Source organism: Tenacibaculum profundi (genome assembly GCF_052050075.1).
In the GTDB taxonomy this organism is placed as follows: domain Bacteria; phylum Bacteroidota; class Bacteroidia; order Flavobacteriales; family Flavobacteriaceae; genus Polaribacter.
In genome coordinates this window covers 751,427-770,198 of sequence record NZ_CP197225.1, presented here as the reverse complement: position 1 = coordinate 770,198, position 18,772 = coordinate 751,427, and the positions used below count along the sequence as shown (strand labels likewise).

At 31.6% G+C, this 18,772-nt stretch carries 10 protein-coding genes; 7 read left to right on the top strand and 3 right to left on the bottom strand.

Translation table 11 applies throughout. From position 1 onward, the window contains the following. Positions 1–13: 13 nt before the first annotated feature. From ACSIGE_RS03050 to ACSIGE_RS03040, 3 genes are read right to left on the bottom strand one after another with little or no spacing between them, the layout of a single operon-like run. The gene (locus tag ACSIGE_RS03050; RefSeq protein ID WP_440881321.1) at positions 14–8,896 is read right to left on the bottom strand and encodes a LamG-like jellyroll fold domain-containing protein; all 8,883 of its coding nucleotides are present in this window, start codon (positions 8,894–8,896) and stop codon (positions 14–16) included. Between the two features lie 8 nt (positions 8,897–8,904). Continuing rightward, entirely contained in the window at positions 8,905–9,465 is a 561-nt protein-coding gene (locus ACSIGE_RS03045; RefSeq protein ID WP_440881320.1) for a hypothetical protein, read from the bottom strand. After that, entirely contained in the window at positions 9,449–10,588 is a 1,140-nt protein-coding gene (locus tag ACSIGE_RS03040) for a hypothetical protein (RefSeq protein WP_440881319.1), read from the bottom strand. Before ACSIGE_RS03040 ends, ACSIGE_RS03045 begins: the two co-directional genes overlap by 17 nt. Positions 10,589–12,195: 1,607 nt before the next feature. Here ACSIGE_RS03040 and ACSIGE_RS03035 point away from each other — a divergent pair. From ACSIGE_RS03035 to ACSIGE_RS03005, 7 genes are all read left to right on the top strand, one after another. Further along, positions 12,196–12,765: an ASCH domain-containing protein gene (locus tag ACSIGE_RS03035; RefSeq protein WP_440881318.1), complete on the top strand. Its 570-nt coding sequence runs from the start codon at positions 12,196–12,198 to the stop codon at positions 12,763–12,765. A gap of 98 nt (positions 12,766–12,863) precedes the next feature. Beyond that, positions 12,864–13,742, top strand: coding sequence for an alpha/beta fold hydrolase (locus ACSIGE_RS03030; RefSeq protein WP_440881317.1), 879 nt, complete (start codon positions 12,864–12,866; stop codon positions 13,740–13,742). Positions 13,743–13,828: 86 nt separating this feature from the next. Next, positions 13,829–14,023: a hypothetical protein gene (locus ACSIGE_RS03025; RefSeq protein WP_440881316.1), complete on the top strand. Its 195-nt coding sequence runs from the start codon at positions 13,829–13,831 to the stop codon at positions 14,021–14,023. Between the two features lie 15 nt (positions 14,024–14,038). Beyond that, the gene (locus ACSIGE_RS03020; protein ID WP_440882178.1) at positions 14,039–14,344 is read left to right on the top strand and encodes a GNAT family N-acetyltransferase; all 306 of its coding nucleotides are present in this window, start codon (positions 14,039–14,041) and stop codon (positions 14,342–14,344) included. Positions 14,345–14,549: 205 nt separating this feature from the next. After that, positions 14,550–15,023: a GNAT family N-acetyltransferase gene (locus tag ACSIGE_RS03015; RefSeq protein ID WP_440881315.1), complete on the top strand. Its 474-nt coding sequence runs from the start codon at positions 14,550–14,552 to the stop codon at positions 15,021–15,023. Between the two features lie 1,884 nt (positions 15,024–16,907). After that, a complete protein-coding gene (locus ACSIGE_RS03010) occupies positions 16,908–18,314 on the top strand; it encodes a GspE/PulE family protein (protein WP_440881314.1) in 1,407 nt (468 codons plus the stop codon). A 4-nt stretch (positions 18,315–18,318) separates the two neighbouring features. Next, entirely contained in the window at positions 18,319–18,771 is a 453-nt protein-coding gene (locus ACSIGE_RS03005; RefSeq protein ID WP_440881313.1) for a hypothetical protein, read from the top strand. Position 18,772: the final 1 nt, after the last annotated feature.

Sequence of the window (18,772 nt, the reverse complement as noted above, 5' to 3'; positions counted from 1 at the left end):
ATTCCCCCTTTTTCTATTCAATAATCATTTGTTTAGTAACAATTTTATCCTTTGTTTTTAATCTGAAAAAATAAACACCAGACCTCAAAGAGAGGTTTAAGTTTTCCTTTCTTAACTTCAGTGAATGTTTTATTTTTCCTTTTACTTTTTTAGAAAATAATGTTTGTATTTTTTGACCAACAACATTGTATAAACTTACCTCTACAAACTGATCATTTGGAACCTGAAAAACTAGTGTACCATAGCCCTTTGTTTGATTGTATATATTTTGTTCTAAAATGTAGTTTTTATCTTCAAGTATAGATCCTCTAAGCTTATTTGAATACAATAAAGTATAGGGTGATTCAATATTTCCTAAAGATTCTTCCTTAATGAATGATAAATGATTATCTAAATCAATTATCTTTTCACCATCATATAATTTAAAACTAACAGCCTCTCCTTCATCGCCTCCAATACCCATGAAATATTTGTATTCTCCATCAATAAACAATGGCTTTGCTATACCTCTTACTTCTCCATTAACAAAAGCTCCGATGGTGTATTCTTTATTTACATCAATATCAACCGACCCTATTTTTGCGGTCAAGTACATAAAATTTAAATAAGCATTTCTATCAACTTTCCAATTTATTTTGGAAGCTTCTTTTATATAATCTTCAGAAATATCTAATGGTTCTTCTTCAGTAATTAATATTGGTATATTAGGAATGCCTGCATAATTTAGTATTCCTTCTTTCGCTGCTTCATACAAATAACCTAGACCAGGCGTAAGATGAGTTAGGCTCCCTTGCCATCCATTCTTTGAATATTCTGCCTTTAATCCTCTTCTTTTTATTTTATCTCCAATGCTTACCGTAGTAGAATTTAAAGAATTTAAGGCTATTTGAATTGTTCGGAGATTATTAGGGAAATACGGTATTCCAACCGTCTTATTGGCCTCTATTTTTATATTTGTATTTAAAGGTACCAATACCCCTTCAACACTCATCAATTTTGATGAAGAAGATTTTAGGATATATGCTTTTCTTATATCTAAGGATTTTATTTTTTCTGAAGTAGTTATAAATGAACCATCTCGTGCAACACGGGCAACTAAACTAAAATTTTCGATATCTCGTATCTCATCTCCCGCCTCTAGTCCTTTTATTGAGCTTAACGATAGTTTCATACCTGAATCATTATCTCTAACATTGAAACTTAACTCTTGATATCCCTTAACCAGTACGATTCTTTTCGCAATTCGTTTTCCTACTGTAAACCGAACAGGGTTAGCTATCGAACCTATATTACTTCTTAAGCTATATGAATATTTTTCCTCGATCTGTTTATATTCCATACATTTTGATGCATCCCAAACACTAAAACTAAGTGCTCCAAATTCTGATGGGTTACCAGAAATACTTAAATTTACAAGACCGTTAGCCTCTACATTAGCTTGACCTCTATACTCTCCATTAAAATAAGCTACAACAATATCTTGAGTATCTTTAGATTGTTTTTGATCAAAAAATAAGTTTCCTGTAATAGTCATCTGACCGAGAAAGTCATTGATATTAAAATTTTCTGCAAAGTTAGGAGCAGGGCAAGTTACATTTACCTCTAAATGAAAAGCTTCTATACCAATTGGCGTTTCTTTATTCTCTCCTATTTGGAAAACTTCAATATAAACATTTGCACTATGAATACCAGGATTTAGATAGGGCGCTATCGTAAAGTCTAGCTCTCGTTCTATAAATCCAGCTGCTAAACTTTGATAACTATCCTTCTCAATAGGAACTCCTCTTTTAGATACCTTAAGCCACGATGGCAGTTGTTTAAATCGATATTTTACAGCAGTTCCTCCCTTAGAATTATTTAAATCGATAGACGAAATTTTAGTTTCTTTGCCTTGTTCTTGATTGATAATCAAATTATTTTGGCTCCAATGAATGGTATTTTGATTCACCACAAAAGACCATGACTTTCCTCCAATTTTGTTTTGAGAAGGGTCCTCTAATCTTTTATCCAATACCATAGCTGTTAATCGTGCTCCTTCGACAAAAGAAGCACCAAATACAGGTACTAAATGCACCTTCGTATTATTGGCTGAAGTAATTACCGTAAACTGCAGATCCTTTGCTATTTTAGTAATATCAAGAGGGGCAGCTTCCGAAATTCCTGAAACAAAACTCAATCCCTTTGCAGTGGTTCCAGAGGCATTTCCTGTGAAATCACGAATAGCCTCATCTGGAGCACCATTCGTTCCTTCTAATGCATTATCATTAAAAACAAAATAAGCAACAAGATTTGATTCATTTCCTATTAATTGTTTGTCCATCTTAGATACAATTTCTAAAGGACTACGCTGAGTGGTCCAAATACGAACCTCATCGAGTTTCCCTGTAAAAGATTTTCCATTTTCCGCCTTCGCTATTTCTATTGGATCCTCATTGATTACCAAATTAGAAAGATGTCCAGAACCAACATAATCACCGTTATAATAGATGGTTACTGTTTTTAAGCCATCGTATACAATACTTACATGAGTCCAGTTAAAAGGAGACAAAGATTTTTCACTTTGTACCACATCATTGACCACTATTTTCCCTGCGCTATTTAGGGCTATAGAAAAGTTAGTACTTTTTCTTAAAATAGGAACAGTAGTAAATCCATCAGGTAGTGAACTCGGCTGTATCCATGCTTCAATCGTAAAGGGGGTATTATTCTTCAAATTAAATACAGGTTTATGCGGAATGATTACCTCGTCATTTACATTATCAAACGCTGCAGAAATTAAATCTTCTGGAACACCACCTAAGATTCCTCGTAAAGAGAAACTGGTGTTTACAGCGGTTGCTGAATTGATTGCTCTGTTAAATTCAGCCGTAATATATCCCTGAGACAATACTCCTCCATTTACTGGATTGGTACTGATAATCTCAGGAGGCAAGCGCGCGATTCGTCCTTCTACGTAAGGTGTTGGATTTTTTCTACTGGGGGGTAAATTTGCTCCCCCATCATCACAAACAGGAGCAATTCTAAAGCGATATTCTCCATCTGCCAATTTAGATACATCCGCTGTATAGCTAATGAAACCGGTGTTTTTATCCATATTTTCATAGAGTTCTGTCAATGACATTTTTTCCAATTCAAAAGCTTCATTATTCCCTGGTAAAGCGTATTCTAAGGCCACAGAAAATTTCTCATCCACTTGCTTATTTATCACTTCAGGTATTCTAAAACGAAATTCCAATTTGTTTTCATTCGTATTGTTGACAACCCAATTATTGGTTGGTAATTCAGGTTCAATTTCACTAACACACGCTCCTTTAAAGTGTGCCGTTACAAAAATCTCATGGAACGGTACTACCCCTACTTCGTTGTACTCATCAACACGGTAGCTTCTGTACTCTTCATCTTTTTGCTCACATATAGAATACATTTGAATTCCAATATTTTCATAGGAAATTTCTTCTGGTGAATCCATACCTCTTTTAATACGCAGTTCGGCCTTTATTTCTTGAACTACTCCTGTTGGTGAATTTCCATCTAAATCAAAGTTAATTTCAGAAGCCGTTGTAGGCTCAAATATTGGAGAGGCGTTTAAAAACACTTCGGCCCCTTTGCTGTTTGACGCTGCATTTATTCCTACCTTGTACTTTTTACGAGTAGCATCATTCGCAATTTGGGTATTCCGTAATGTCAAATTATACAGTATACTTTCATCTCCTGTACCGTATTTCACAGCGCTATCTACCGTAATTTCTACCCCTTCTCTTGGAACTGTTCCCGATTCAAAAGGACACATACTTTTTCCTGCAACTGTATAAAAGAAAGGCGTATCGTAGATCTTATCACGCCCAATTCGTACGTTAAAGTGATCTCCCGGATCATTGTCTGACAAGGTAAAACTATCAATACGACCACTCGTATTTGTATTCGTATCACTGGATTCTACAACGCCTAAGGTTTTGATATCCGTTATAATACTGAAAGATATTCCGAACAGATTTGTTGAATTATTAATACTAGTTCCTCCACCAAAAGTCGATCCTCCTGAATCCTGAGTACTAGATTCTCTTCCTCTAGTTAAGGTATAGGTAGTAGAAGTCAGAGCACTGAATGATATTTCTGAATCCAACTTTGTTATCGAGCTTCCTAAATCGCTACCCACTTCTTTTAAATCGGCCGTTGTATTTCCTAATTTTTTGGTTTGCTCGTTTATATAGGCCAATCGTTCCTCTTTGGTTTTACGTTTTATTATTCGTTTCCATTGCTCAATTTGAAAAATAAAGTCTACTAAGGCTTTATCTGTTTCTGGGTTGTTAGTATCGATTTTGAAACCATCAATTGTAGCTTGGAGATCTAAAGAATTACGTTTTTCTTTTTCCTCTTCTTTTATCGGAATAAGTAAATCGTGTCTTTTAATTAATTGCTCTTGTAAACCCCTGATAATATTGTCATTAATTTCTTGACGAGTGTATACAAACGGAGTCAATTTATCCGCGGTCATGATCTTTGTATCTGTATCAATTACTGGTTTACAATTTGAATCTATGAGAAGAGTCTTTCCTGTACCAAAGGTTAATACACGTGATGATCCGATAAATATATCGGCATCGGCTCCTACATAATTCTCGTCTGAAGAAGTACTTATTGATTGCTCTAGAGAAACACTGGTACTGTTTTGCTCGGTGTGACGATAGGTAAAATTCGCATCTATCTTTCCGGTAAATTTAGACTCCGAATCTACTGTAGTATAAATTATACCCTGTCCTGCACCAACTCCTAATGCCGTTGTAATTGCCATGCTTATCATCGACGTTTCGGCATCAGTTCCTATACTAATATCTGAGGCCGTATTAACATCTAAACCACCTCCTGTAGACTTACTAAATGAATAGGTTGCACCTCGACTCAAGGTTGCTGAACTCGTATCTCCAGGCGGATCATACAATATAAATCCTACCGTTGGATCTTTTAAGGTAAAATCTTGATTACCCCTGCGGGAACCAGTAACATAAGCTTTTTTCGTAACTGTTTTAGTTCGGTTGTTATGACTCACTACTATGGCCATAGTACGTAAATAATCACCCACAAAATTTGGGCTTCCAACAAAAGTTAAAAACGATTTTTTTCCAATACCTTCAGTTTTACCATTGGTCGGTGCTATAATTAAATCTCCGCTAAGATGTACAGTTGCATTTTCAACAGGGCATTTACTTCCGTTGTAGTCTTCGTATACCGAAACTATAGCAAGGATATTCTTTCCTGATTCTAGTTTATAAATAGACTGATCAGCACCACATGTTGGATCTATGCGCTTATTTGCTAGCTCATCCATAGAAGTAAGGGTTTCCAGTTCTTCTTTTGTAACGGTGTACAAGGCTAAATCAATCTCTAAATCGTTACGGTATTGAAAATCATAACTTTTATTGCTTGTACGCAAGTCAATAATAGAGGAACGTACCTCGTCGTTAGTTCCTTCTCTCTTAATATGTACACGATAATGCCCTGGTAATAAGTCATGAACTGTAAACAGGTTATTCTCATCATTAAAATTACTTGCTTTAATAGTGCGTTCATATTTTGGATACTGCACATCGGTACGAATAATTTTCCCTGTCCAGTTTCCTACATTGTTATTGCATGGAATTACAATATTTCCTACAAAAGAACGACGTGTAATGTTCTCAAAATTGATATTTGCTGTGGGCTCTGTTAAATTAAACAGGTATTCCTTAGTATTTTTCGGATTTACCAATGCTACCGCATCTCCTGACTCAAAAGCTTTGTATTCAAAAGCAAATTTTCGAATGTAATTCGCATTTGACTTATCGTTAAAGTAAGCCCCTTCGTGCAAGCTTAGATAGTTATTGGTAGTTCCGGTACCCGTAGCTAAGTTCACAGCTCTCGTTCCATGAGTGTGCTCAAAATTATAGGTTAACTTTAAGCTCTCTTTATCTTTTGCTAGTACATTACCATTTTTGATTTCATTGAGTTCTTGACTCGTATAATGGCTATTTCTATACTCGATAAAATCAATATTTGCAATAGCGTGATTACTCATTTCTGTTGGGCTTACATAACTTGCTCCCAAATACAATTTACTATCGATTGCTTCTCTTGTGTATGGATGTGTTTGATAATTGTCATTAACCCATAATCCAATTACGTTATTTTCAACATCTTTTGTGATTCCAAAGAAATTATACTGAGAATTTCCTTCAATGGTTTTCGATAGTAAATCAGCACCTTTTGACTTCAGTACCAACTCATTATTGTTTCGGAGCTCTAGCTGAATAGCTCCCCAGTGCAATATAGTTTGCTTTGCTGGAATAGCACTCTCTCCATTTGAATCAACTGTAGGTATATCGACGTCTGGTTTTATAAATCCAGTCCAAGTAAACCCTTGATCGGCTGCATTGGCAATGTTTGCTTTTGAAACGGCATACCCTTTCGATTTGAAATCCAAACTTATGCGGTCAATAGCTATACTTGACGTTTCTAATTTAGGCTGGCCTACTGAAATTCTGTGTCTTCCTGGGTCACCAGAAATACCGAATATTCCTTCGTTATTAGTACGAACTAACGATCCTACTTCAGTACTGGTAACTTCTTTACCGTCTAATAAGATTGCTGTATTCTGTACTGTTGGAAACATTTTATTTTCAGTTTTTCCAGGATCTTTAATTACGTAAAGTACCTTACCAGTTATTTCGTATGAAGAAATATTAGTAAAATTAGTCTGTTCCGGCTCTTTTAATGCCAGTGTTCTTGGTATGTTTCGTATATCTGATACGGGTGTAAATTCATTATTAGGCTTTGTGGGAGTAATTCTATAGGTTAAATAATTATTTGCTTGTTCTGAATTTTGACGACCAGAATTGATACTATTAAATCTATATCTTCCATCCGTATTGGTATAAACACCATAAGTAAGAGGTGTTTTTACAGAGACATTTGTTTTTATCTCCTTTGTAAAAGGTTGTTTCTCTGTAAAAGAAATTTCTTTAAAGGAAATTCCTTTATACCTGCCTAAGGTTTGTGCTGCTTGGTTATAGATGTTATGTTTATCTCCAATATCAAATCGATAATAAGCTTCTAAGTTTGGAAGTGCATTGTCTCCTAAAATGATATTCCAATATTTATGAATTTCTTCAACGGGCTTTTTTACTTTCCATATTCTCAACTCATCCAATTCATAACGATTCTGTATTAAGCTATTTAAAGAATACCTAGAAACTGTATTTAAATTTACTTCAAAAGAAGTTTGAGAAGCCCCATGCCAAGTAAAAGGCTTTTCTTCTCCAGCAGGTAGTTTCTTTCCTCCATCTATAAAGATAGCTCCACCGTCAGCGCCAAATGTTAATGCATAATGATGCCAATTAGTGTCATTCGTTCTAGGAGCAGACATAAAAAGAGTTGATTTATTATCTGTTTTAGAATCTTTTGAAAACAACTGCACTTCTTCTTCAGTCATGCGAATTTCCATTTCGCTAAATTTAAAAATAGTGTTGGTAGCCGATTTAGTATTCGGAGTTCTATACCAAAACTCGATAGTTCCTTGGTTATTTAATTCTTCGAATAAAGAAACCTCATTAAATATTATCGGTGTACTTTCTTTGGTAAAGAGTAAGGAATTTCCTGGTATTTTAGAATCTTTTTCTGGGGTCGCTTTTACAAGAACATTTTGAGAAGCAATATTTTTAGGTGTTCCAATTTTACCTTTAACCACTCCGTTTGCAAATACAAAGCCATTATCCAAGCCTGGTTTACTACCTTCAACACCTTCAGCAATAACTTGGTACTGGTACAATTCGTTTGGTAAAATTGATCCATCTTCAAAACTTAGGTAAGAGGATACGGTTGTGTTAGAAGCTGGTTTATGCGTTTTTATATGAGTAAAATTACTAAAGGAATCTGATAGATTTCTACGACTTATAATATAACTCTTAGCTCCTGAAATATGAGGCCATTTTAATTTTATAATTGCTTTCCCTGCAGCATTTTTCCCACTCCCATCAGACGCTTGAAGTAATACATCTTTTAAACTATAGATTGGGTGATCAACATTGGTTCTTAATTCAGCCAACGTCAATTTTTTTTCACCCTCAATATTTATGGAACTAGTTACTTTTGCAGCTTTTGGTATGCTCGTATTAATAGCAGACTTAATCATATTATCCCAAGTAATTTGTTTAATTGGTAAAATAAACACTTGTTTTTCAACATAATTTTTATCTGCATAAGCAACTACCAAACCGTTACTATTCAAACGCTCTAGATTATTTTGGTTTTGAGAATATGTCAACAACCTGTTTTCTCTTATTTGTTGAGCAGTACGAAGCTTGCTCCATCCTCTGTATTCTGCTATGTGTAATTCGTTATCATTAGTTTCTGTAAAAAACATATTTCCTAATTGAAAAGAGCTATTTAAGAAAGGAAATTCAGCTTTTCTATTTCCATCAACATATAATTTTAAACTTGATGCTTTAAAACTTATGGCAATATGATGCCATTGATCATCCCAAAAGTTTTCATCTTGATTTAATACAATGGATTTTAATATATTGCCCATTTTTAACTGTAGTATTCCTTTTTCTCCTGCTAACGAAAATTCCTTTTCGCCTTCTTTTAAATTTGAATACAACCATTTACCTTCTCTTTTTTTTGGGGAAGCTAAAGATTTATTAAGAGGTTTCTTAACCCAGAATTCAACGGTTGCCTGATCTACTATACCTTGTTTTATTAAGTGAGCGGTAAGATCATTTTGAGTGTTAAAATAGGTTATATACTTATTATTTCCATGTAAAACTAATACTGGAGGTCTTGACTGTGCTACTGCAGTTGCAGTTATGAGTAGCAAGCAATAAACCATGTAAACTACGGTGAGATTTCTTGTTATATTCATAAGTTATTTTAAAAAACATTAACAATTTGTTCTAAACGAAAAGAAAACTTTTGATTTTCAGTATTTTTAGCACCAAGCTTATTTGCAATAATAGCGCGTTCATTCTCTTTTTTGATGGCAAATTTATTTTTGACGATGGTTTGAAGGGTAATAATACTACCATCAGTTTCTCGATTCAGAACAAACTCCCATTTAAAAGATTCCAGGTTTGAATTCTTTGTAATTTTATCAAAGGTGACTTCGTTCGTTTTGGAGTTTGCCTTTAGAAAGAATTCCGGTGCTTTTGCAGAAGTTATAAAAACGCGCCCTTTTTCATCTGGTACACCATACAAGATAAAGGCATCTAAATAGCCTTTTACTCTGCTAAACTCGTTAGAAGATACTTTACTTATTTCAGCTAAATTTGTTTTAGTGTTGTGACATAAAGCTTTTTTTATTTTTTCGTTATGGCCTTCATAAATAAATCTGTAAAGATTCGTTTCTTGAGCAACTAAAAAAGAATTAAAACAGCAAAAGCAATAGACTAAGGTAGTCCAAAAACAATTTGTAAAATTATTTGTTAGTTTCATACCTCTTTTCTATTTGAGTTAAACGTTCTGCTAAAAGTTTGATAGCTTCTTTTTGTTTGGTTATTTGCTTTTCTTGTGCAATCGTATACAGTGTTAATTCTTCTACCTTTTCTACTAACATTGTATTGATAAAACCAACATCCATCCCTTGTTCAACAACCTCTTTTTCAGAAGGTATTTTTGGTAAATGTTTATGTTTCTTTATAAAAGAAGCTAATTCATTCAGTGGCATTAAAGTATATTTGCTATTAAAAACATAATCTGGAAAAGAGGTTATATTCAACCGAACTTGGTTTAGAGATAGTACACCATCTTGAAGCCTAGCCATTTCCTTATTTTGGCCATTTTTGAAAGAAATAGCATCTTGATTAGCATTTCCTTTACCTGGAGAAATACTAAGATTCCCTGAGGATTCAATAGCACTATTGAAGTTTAATCTTAATACGCCATCTTTAAGCTTGGCCATTTCATTATTTTGGCCGTTTCTGAAAATAATAGCATCCTCGTTAACCCTACTTTTACCCGGAGAAATATTAAGCGCTCCTATAGATTCTATTCTACCATTGGAGTTCAATCTAAATACGCCATCTTTGAGCTTGGCCATTTCATCATATTGGCCATTTCTGAAAATAATAGCATCCTCATTAACCCTACCTTTACCTGGGGAAATATTAAGCGCTCCTATAGATTCAATTCTACCATTAGAGTTTAATCTAAAAACCCCATCTTGAAGCCAGGCCATTACCTGATCCTCACTGTTTTTGAAAGAAATAACATCATCACCAGTTTTATCAACATCTGGATATAACCGTATGTGTCCATTACTCATATATTGTCCACCATCTACACGGATATTATGTCTTTCCAAATGGATTGCTTCTTTTGGAGCTACATTCCCCCAGCCTAATGGCTTATAAAATCTTGTATATTCTCGAGTAAAATTAGCTAACATTTGATCATATGAAAACAATTGAACCCCTTCATTGTCACCTTCTTTATCGTAATCTGCTTGTATGCGGATCGCCTTGTCGGAATCAATTATTCTTATTTTCTGCGCATTTAAATTAAATGATAGTATTCCTATTAGGAAAAGGAAAAATGATTTTAAAATTGGTTTGTTCATCTTTATAGTTTTTATGTTTAGTTAATGATTTTATTATAATTGATACCTAGGAAAAGTAAGTTACTTCGAGCCCAGAGATAATAGTTGTTTTCAACGGAATAACTGTATACCATACTGTTAGTGTGCCCTTATTGTACATGTAAACAAAAATGTCACCTGAATTAAAAGTAATTTGATTCGTGAAATTATTTGAAAGCGCACTCTCTGATACGTTGGAACTAGCTCCATCAATAGTAGAACAGAAAACAACTTCGTATTGGTTAGTATCCTGCCCGTCTCATATACTGGGGGTATTTAAACGTTAGTTAGTTTTTAATCTGCTAATGCTTCATTATATGTTTACAATTAAAGCTCCGAATTATAATACTATTTATTTGTATTTGCTTGTATGATGATTGTCATACCATGGAAGACCATATAACTACTTGCGCATTTACATTAAATGATAGTATTCCTATTAGAAAAAGGAAAAATGATTTTAAAATTAGTTTGTTCATCTTTATAGTTTTTATGTTTGGTTTATTGTTTTGATATCATAGTACCAGATCTATTTTTTTACTAGATTCTGTTAAATCTTTTAATATCTTTACCAAATTGGCAATAAAAGTTTATCGTAAAAGCCAAAGACCTGTATTATTTTTAAAATCCTTTCAAATCTTTATGTATTAAACATATTATTGGGTTTTTAGACTAAAAAATCTAAAAGTAGCTACCTAGCTTTGTTAAAAGCTCAGCCTAAATTATGATGTAGATTTTAAAAATTATTTTCATCAAATTCATTTTAATGACATTATAACAGGTATCTAAAAAATTATTTGACATAAAATGAATTTAAACAATTTGAAATAAATTTATTACGTTTTTACATAAATTTCACAAATATTTTTTAATAAATAATGATTCTTACTTTTTGATTTTACCTAAAATATTGATAAAAAAACACTTATAGTAGGTAGAAGTGTATGCTTTTATTTTATTTACTTTTTCAAGTTTTTTAATTTTCTTACAGACGGCTTAAATAGTTATTAAATCACTTATTTATAACTGGCTTTATACTTTATGTATTTAGATTTTTTGGCAATATATTATTTACTATAAGCTTAGGTTTGTTTTAATTTAAATAAGCTTTTATTGAAATCAGATAATACCCAATAAACTGTAGCCAATACAGGATAAAAAGAGCTTGTTGCGTACAATCGTATTTTGGAGACTTTTTGTAGATGTAATAAAACAGTTAAATACCTCTGTAAAAACCAATGAACTAATTATTGTGTTTTTATTAAAAAATTGCAGTTGATTATGTGTAGGAACGTCAAAGTATTATTGAAAACGAATGTATGAATAGCGTAAACTCTTTTAAATTCAGAATGTTTCACTTTTATGTTATTTGTTTGAATTGTAGGTTTTTAGATTCCGTTAAAAAAGGGATAGATTAGATTTTTTGACATAATTGAGGTAAGTGAAATAAACGTTTGTATTCGGATAAATGATATTCTAAAACTGTATAAATTATTGATATTATGGTTGTTTTTAATAACATTATATTTGTAATGAAAATACACACAACTGCCAATATCCGCTAATTGTAATGCATTAACAAAATCATAGTGAGAATAAGAATTTTTGAGATAATTATTTTAGTTGTTACGTTTACTATTGGGGGTTGCACCTATGAAGGTAATGATAAGCATATGGAAATAATAAAAAAGAATCATAAATCAGTAGAACGCTTGTGGAGCGCTTTTTTAAAAGAGAACCCAAACAATAGAATAAAAAACACACCATTATCATTCTATTTTTGCGATAATGAAAAAGACGCTGATGAATGTGCTGAATTAGTTGTTAAAGGAATAAAGCAGGCTACAGCAACTTCTTTATGGTGGTTTGAAAAGAATAACGAAACGCTTCCTAAAGTTGGAGATCAGTATGTTGTAACAAATTGGAACGGTTATGCGAAGGCTGTAATCGAAACCATTAAAATAGAACAGATTCCATACAATCAAATTACATCTGAATTTGCAGCAGTGGAGGGTGAAGGAGATAAATCTTTGGAGTATTGGAAAAGAGTTCACGAGGCATACTATAAACGAGAAATGGAACCTTACGGAGACAAGTTTGATGAAAATATGATTATAGTATGTGAATATTTCAAGACCATATATAAAGTTAAGAAATAGAAAGGATAATAAAACGCATTCTAAAAACACTAAAGTGGATTGGTAAAATATTTACTAGTATTATAATTCTAATATTAGTATCTGGATTGTGTTTCCGATTGTTTAGTTCAAAACCAATTCCGTCAGGAAAATTAGTGGACGTCGACGGAATTAAACTTCATATAAGAGCAGAAGGCATAAAAAATAATTTACCTACTGTTATTTTTGAAGCAGGTTCAGGTAATGATACAGATGCATTTCATTGGATTGCTGAAGGTTTAAATAAAAATATGAGAGTTATACGGTATGACAGAGAGGGTAAATGGTTTAGTGAATCAAGCAAAGACAGTATTACATCAGAATATTATGCTCATCAATTACATAAATTACTTGAAAACAATGGAGAAAAACCACCTTATATATTAGTCGGTCATTCTATGGGGGGTGCTTATAATAGAATATTCAGAGACCTATATCCAAATGAAGTAAAAGCACTTGTGTTTTTAGATTCGAGTCATCCTGAACAATGGGAACGATTAGCAGAAAACGGTTTGTTTGAAAAAAAACAGATTACCTTACTAAAATCTCTTTCAATACTTGCTGATATGGGAATATTAGGAGTCTATAATGAAATAACAAATACAAAACTTAAAATTGACAACTTACCGAAAGATTGCCAAGTCCGAAAACTTAAACTTATTTCTTATTCGGGAGATGTCTATCGGAGGTATTTAAAAGCAAACATAATAAATAATGATATTCTTTTACGTGCAGGTCAGTCAAGTGAATTAGATTCATTACCTGTTTTAGTCTTTACAGCAAAAAAACAGTACGGCGATCCTGAAATGTGGTTCGAAATGCAAAAAGAACTGAAAAATTTATCTACAAATGGAAAACATTTTTATGTGGATGCAAATCACGGTTCTATCATTACTAAAAAAGAAAATGCTGAAATAGTTACTAAAGAAATACGTTTATTGGCTGAAACAATTGAATAGAAAGTAAAAGAAAACGTTTTTATAACACCGCTTAAACTGTATTAAAACTACCTTTTCCATAAAATCTGTACCAATTTGAAACAAAGATGAGATCTAAAACTTTTGAAACAGAAAGACTGTGTATAATACCAACAACAGAAAATGATGCTAGGTTTATTTATGAGCTTTTAAATACACCTAAATGGATTAAGCATATTGGAGATAGAGGTATTAAAACAATAGAGCATGCCAAAGATTATATAAAGGAAAAAATGATTCCGCAACTTGAAAGGCTTGGCTAATCTAATTACACTCTAATTAGAAAAGATAATAATGAAAAAATAGGAATTTGTGGATTGTATGATAGAGAAGGATTAGAAGGGGTTGATATTGGGTTTGCATTTCTTCCTAAGTATGAGAAAAAAGGATATGCTTTTGAGGCGTCTAGCAAAGTACGAGATATTGCTTTTAATGAATTTAAGATTAAAAAGATCAGCGCAATTACGACAAAAGATAATATTTCTTCCCAAAAACTTTTAGAAAAACTTGGATTTATATTTACTGGAAAGACAAAACTTCCAAGTGATGCAGAGGAATTATTAGTCTATAAAATTGAAAAATAAATACTGTCGACAACAATGGTATAATTATATTTATGACAGATTCATCTACGTCCAAATAAACCGGAATTACTAATACCAGTGCTAAACCAAAAATTAACGCCTGTAAAACCGCAATTATTTTTATGCGAGCCTTTTGAGGTATATTTGAAAGAATTATCGATTTTAAAAATTTAAAAATAGCACTAAATAAACTTTATAATCTAAAATGGAAAGAACTGAAATTAAAATAAGAGAAGCAAAGATAGATGATTTAAATACATTGGAGTTATTTGAGCAATCCGTTATTCAATATGAACGTCCATTTGCACCAAATTTAAAGGAAGACCCAATCCAATATTATGATTTATTAAATCTTATTGAGCGCAAAGATGCACATTTAATAGTTGCTACAACTAATGGAGAAATTATAGGATCAGGTTATGCGCTTATAAAAAACTCAGAACCGTATAAAAAACCCGAAAAGTATGCTTATTTAGGCTTTATGTATGTGTCGCCTAAATTTAGAGGCAAAGGAATAAATGGAAAAATAATTGACAGCCTAACTGATTGGGCAAAACAAAGAGATTTAGAAGAGCTACAATTGGATGTTTACGCTAAAAATGAAATAGCTATAAATGCATATAAAAAAAGAAATTTTAAACCAGATTTACTTAAAATGAGATTGAATTTAAATCAATGAAAACCAAATCATAACAATTAATGACTATAAGTAATTGTTTGTTGTCGTTTATTTTTTCAAACCCGCGAGAATTTTCATTTTACTTTACTTGCAAAGTTAAGTATTAAACCATGCAACTATTCGTAAACGAAACAATACGCATAATTATAAAATGAAAAAAATATAAATATTTATTAGTTACTATCATAATGGTGTTATGTAGTGGGATGTTGTTTTCTTAATAGATAGTAGGTGTGCTATACAAAGTAACAATAAGAAAAAAAATGTATCCGAATAAAAATGGAAATATTATTCATATTGATGAAGAACATAATAATTTCTATACAAAAGATGGAAGGTGCCTTTCATTGTATTCGGCTTTTAAAATCTGAGGGTTATAGGGTTAAAAAAGTAGTACTAAATTTGATATAAATACACTAAAAAATATTGAAATTTTAGTTATTACGAATGCTTTGTCAAACGAAACGATTCGTCCAATTATGACACCTACAAGAAGCGCTTTTCTCAAAATAGAATTCAAAATTTAAAGAAATGGGTAAAAAGAGAAGGTTCCCTTTTTATTATTGTAGACCATATGCTATTTGCTGGAGTAACTTCGTAATTAGCAAAAGAATTTGGTTTTGATTTTTATGGCAGTTTTCTAATAAATGATTTCCTAAGAGGAATAATAGATTTAGATAAAACTACAGTAACATTAAATAATAATTTAATTACGAAAGGAAGAAGTTTAGGAGAGGAGATGAATCGAGTGAGGTTTTTTATAAGGTTAAGTTTTAAACTGAAAATTTCGGTTTTTTAAAAGGCCAATAACCTAAAATAAATACATACAATTACCACAAAGCATCTTAATTAAGGTGTTTTATTATTAAAATAAGTTGTTTATTATATAAATTATAAGTCAGAAAAAATAACTCGTAACTGAAAACATATTATAAAGTTATTTTTTTGCTTTGTTGTTTCTTTATTACAATTGTTTAGACGTGTAGTTTGCCTACGAAAGTATTTTACAAAAATAGATTTCACTTTATTATTTCAATTTAGCGTTGAATGATTTGTATAAAAAGGTTATTCGATTTCAAAATATTGTAAAGTGTAAACATATTAAAAAGGGAGTTACGTATTGAGTAACTTTTTTTGAAGTTATAAGTTCATTTAGAGTTTAATGGTAGGAGAGGGAGTTGATGATTAATTTTTTTAGGGGCTCTTATAAACGAAAAAGAAATTTTTTACAAAGATTTATAATAAGCAATCAAAGAATACAAATGAAGGTTCTAAGAGTGTTTTCGGTAAGAAAAAATAGCATATTTATATCTTGATAAGACTGTTTTAATAGTCAGTTTCATAAATATAGTTGACATTTCAATTACTGTTTTACGCAATAAATTAAAAAGTAGTAATTTTGTAATCAAAAAAGTTGATTTATAGTACTCTTTTACTTTTACTCATTGTATTTTATTCCGACTTAAAAGAAAGAAAGGTTTATGCTTTTATTTTTATAATGTTGATTATTTTTGGAGGATTACAATTTTATCAACAAACAACATTAAGCTTGTATGTATTCCATATTGTAACCAATATTAGTTGTTTGATTTTTATAAGTACTATTCTATGGTTATACAGTAAATACAAAATGAAGTTACCCTTAACTAAAGCATTAGGAATAGGAGACTTACTCTTCTTTTTTTTTATGGCAATTAGCTTTCCGATGCCTATTTTTTTAATATTATTTTCATTCTCTTTAGTTTTTTCATTGGCTTTATTTTTGATTTTAAAATCAAAATTAAAAGACCAGACGGTCCCATTAGCTGGGTTTCAAGCATTATTTTTATTTATTTTATTATTTATAAATTTGACATTCAAATTACTAAACCTTTATGCTGTTTAATGGAAAAGAATAAATACGATATTCCTACAGAAGTTATACAAATTATCTCCTCAGATTTAGCCTACAATTATAGAGTGGTGCCTTTTGAGATAACTGAAGATGAGCATTTTTTTTATACGGATACCAAAGATTTAAAAAGTTTGACTAACGAACTTCGTATTCTTTTGGGAAAGAGCATAAGGTTAGAAGGAATAAAGACGGACGAACTCAATAGTTACTTATTAAATAATTACAGAAAAAGAAAACAGAAACAAACTTCTTCTTTACAGTATTCAGAAGATTTTTTATTAAATATTATACATGAAGCCAAAGAAATAGGCAGTAGTGATATCCATTTTGAAGCTTTTGAAAATCAAAAAAGAGTTCGATTTAGAATTGATGGGAAATTAATAGAGAAGTATGTTATTTCCTTTGAAGAATATCCAAAAATTATAAACCGTTTAAAAATCATGGGAGGCATGGATATTTCTGAAAAAAGATTGCCCCAAGATGGACGAATTAATATACAAACAGCACAAGAAGATTTTGATATAAGGGTATCTTCATTACCCACGTTGCATGGAGAAAAAATTGTTTTACGAATTCTCTCTAAAAACAATTTGTCTTTACAATTATCTCATTTAGGTTTTAGTGAAAAGGAATTGAACTCCTATCATAAAGCAATAAAAAAACCCAATGGAATTGTATTAATTTCAGGACCAACAGGGTCTGGGAAAACTACTACGTTGTATGCTACATTAAAACAGTTAAATAAAGAAGATACTAATATTTTAACTATTGAAGATCCTATTGAGTATACTTTAGAAGGAGTAAATCAAGTACAACTAAAAGAAAATATAGGGCTGGACTTTGCAAGTACATTACGAACTTTTTTAAGACAAGATCCAGATGTGATAATGGTGGGGGAAATACGCGATGTTGCTACTGCAAATATGGCAATTAGAGCAGCATTAACAGGCCATCTAGTATTGTCTACAATTCATACGAATTCAGCTTGGGGTACTATTTCCAGGTTAATTGATATGGGAGTTCCTTCTTTTTTAATAGCAAGCACATTGAATGTAAGTGTAGCACAACGATTGGTTAGAAAATTATGCATACACTGTAAATTAGAAACTATAATTAAAACAGAAGATACGTATCAAGAGTTTAAATCTATTGTTTCAACACATCATAAAGCTGTTGGTTGTGATAAGTGCTATCACACAGGGTATAAAGGTAGAAAAGCAATTTATGAAATTATTCCCGTAACGAAAGCAATCGTATCAGCCATAAAAAATGAAAAGCTAGAGATAGATCAATATTTTGAAGAAAATAATATCAAAACATTAAGAGCTAATGCTATAGACCTAGTCAGAAATGGTACTACCTCTATTGAAGAAGTGTATTCATTATTAATCTCATAAGGCGATGTTAAAGCAGAAAAAAATACTTTTATTACTTGTTACAGTACTTATTGTATGGGGAATTATAGGATTTCAAATATTTTCATACTTAAATCCAGAAGAAGAAATATTTAAAGAGCCTTCGGTAGCTACTTTTAAACCTATTGTTAAACAAGCAAAGGAAACTTATGTTGTTAAAAAGCATAGAAGAGATCCCTTTTTAGGAAAATTATTGATTCAACCTAAAAAGATTAAGAAGGTAATCAGAAAAAAGGAACCTATAAACTTTCCAACTATTGTATTTAATGGCCTTGTAGAAAGTAATCGTAAAAAGACATTTGTACTAACTATTAATGGTGAACAAAAAATAGTAAAAGTTGGACAGGTATTTAAGGAGGTAAAACTATTAAAAGGAACAGCAAGTGAAGTTTTATTGAGCTATAAGGGAAAAAGAAAATTATATAAAAAAATGCGCTAGA

Coding starts and splice junctions, on each gene's coding strand:
- ACSIGE_RS03050 (WP_440881321.1), bottom strand. CDS start 8,896: ATGAATATAACAAGAAATCTCACCGTAGTTTACATGGTTTATTGCTTG.
- ACSIGE_RS03045 (WP_440881320.1), bottom strand. CDS start 9,465: ATGAAACTAACAAATAATTTTACAAATTGTTTTTGGACTACCTTAGTC.
- ACSIGE_RS03040 (WP_440881319.1), bottom strand. CDS start 10,588: ATGAACAAACCAATTTTAAAATCATTTTTCCTTTTCCTAATAGGAATA.
- ACSIGE_RS03025 (WP_440881316.1), top strand. CDS start 13,829: ATGAGATCTAAAACTTTTGAAACAGAAAGACTGTGTATAATACCAACA.
- ACSIGE_RS03015 (WP_440881315.1), top strand. CDS start 14,550: ATGGAAAGAACTGAAATTAAAATAAGAGAAGCAAAGATAGATGATTTA.
- ACSIGE_RS03010 (WP_440881314.1), top strand. CDS start 16,908: ATGGAAAAGAATAAATACGATATTCCTACAGAAGTTATACAAATTATC.
- ACSIGE_RS03005 (WP_440881313.1), top strand. CDS start 18,319: ATGTTAAAGCAGAAAAAAATACTTTTATTACTTGTTACAGTACTTATT.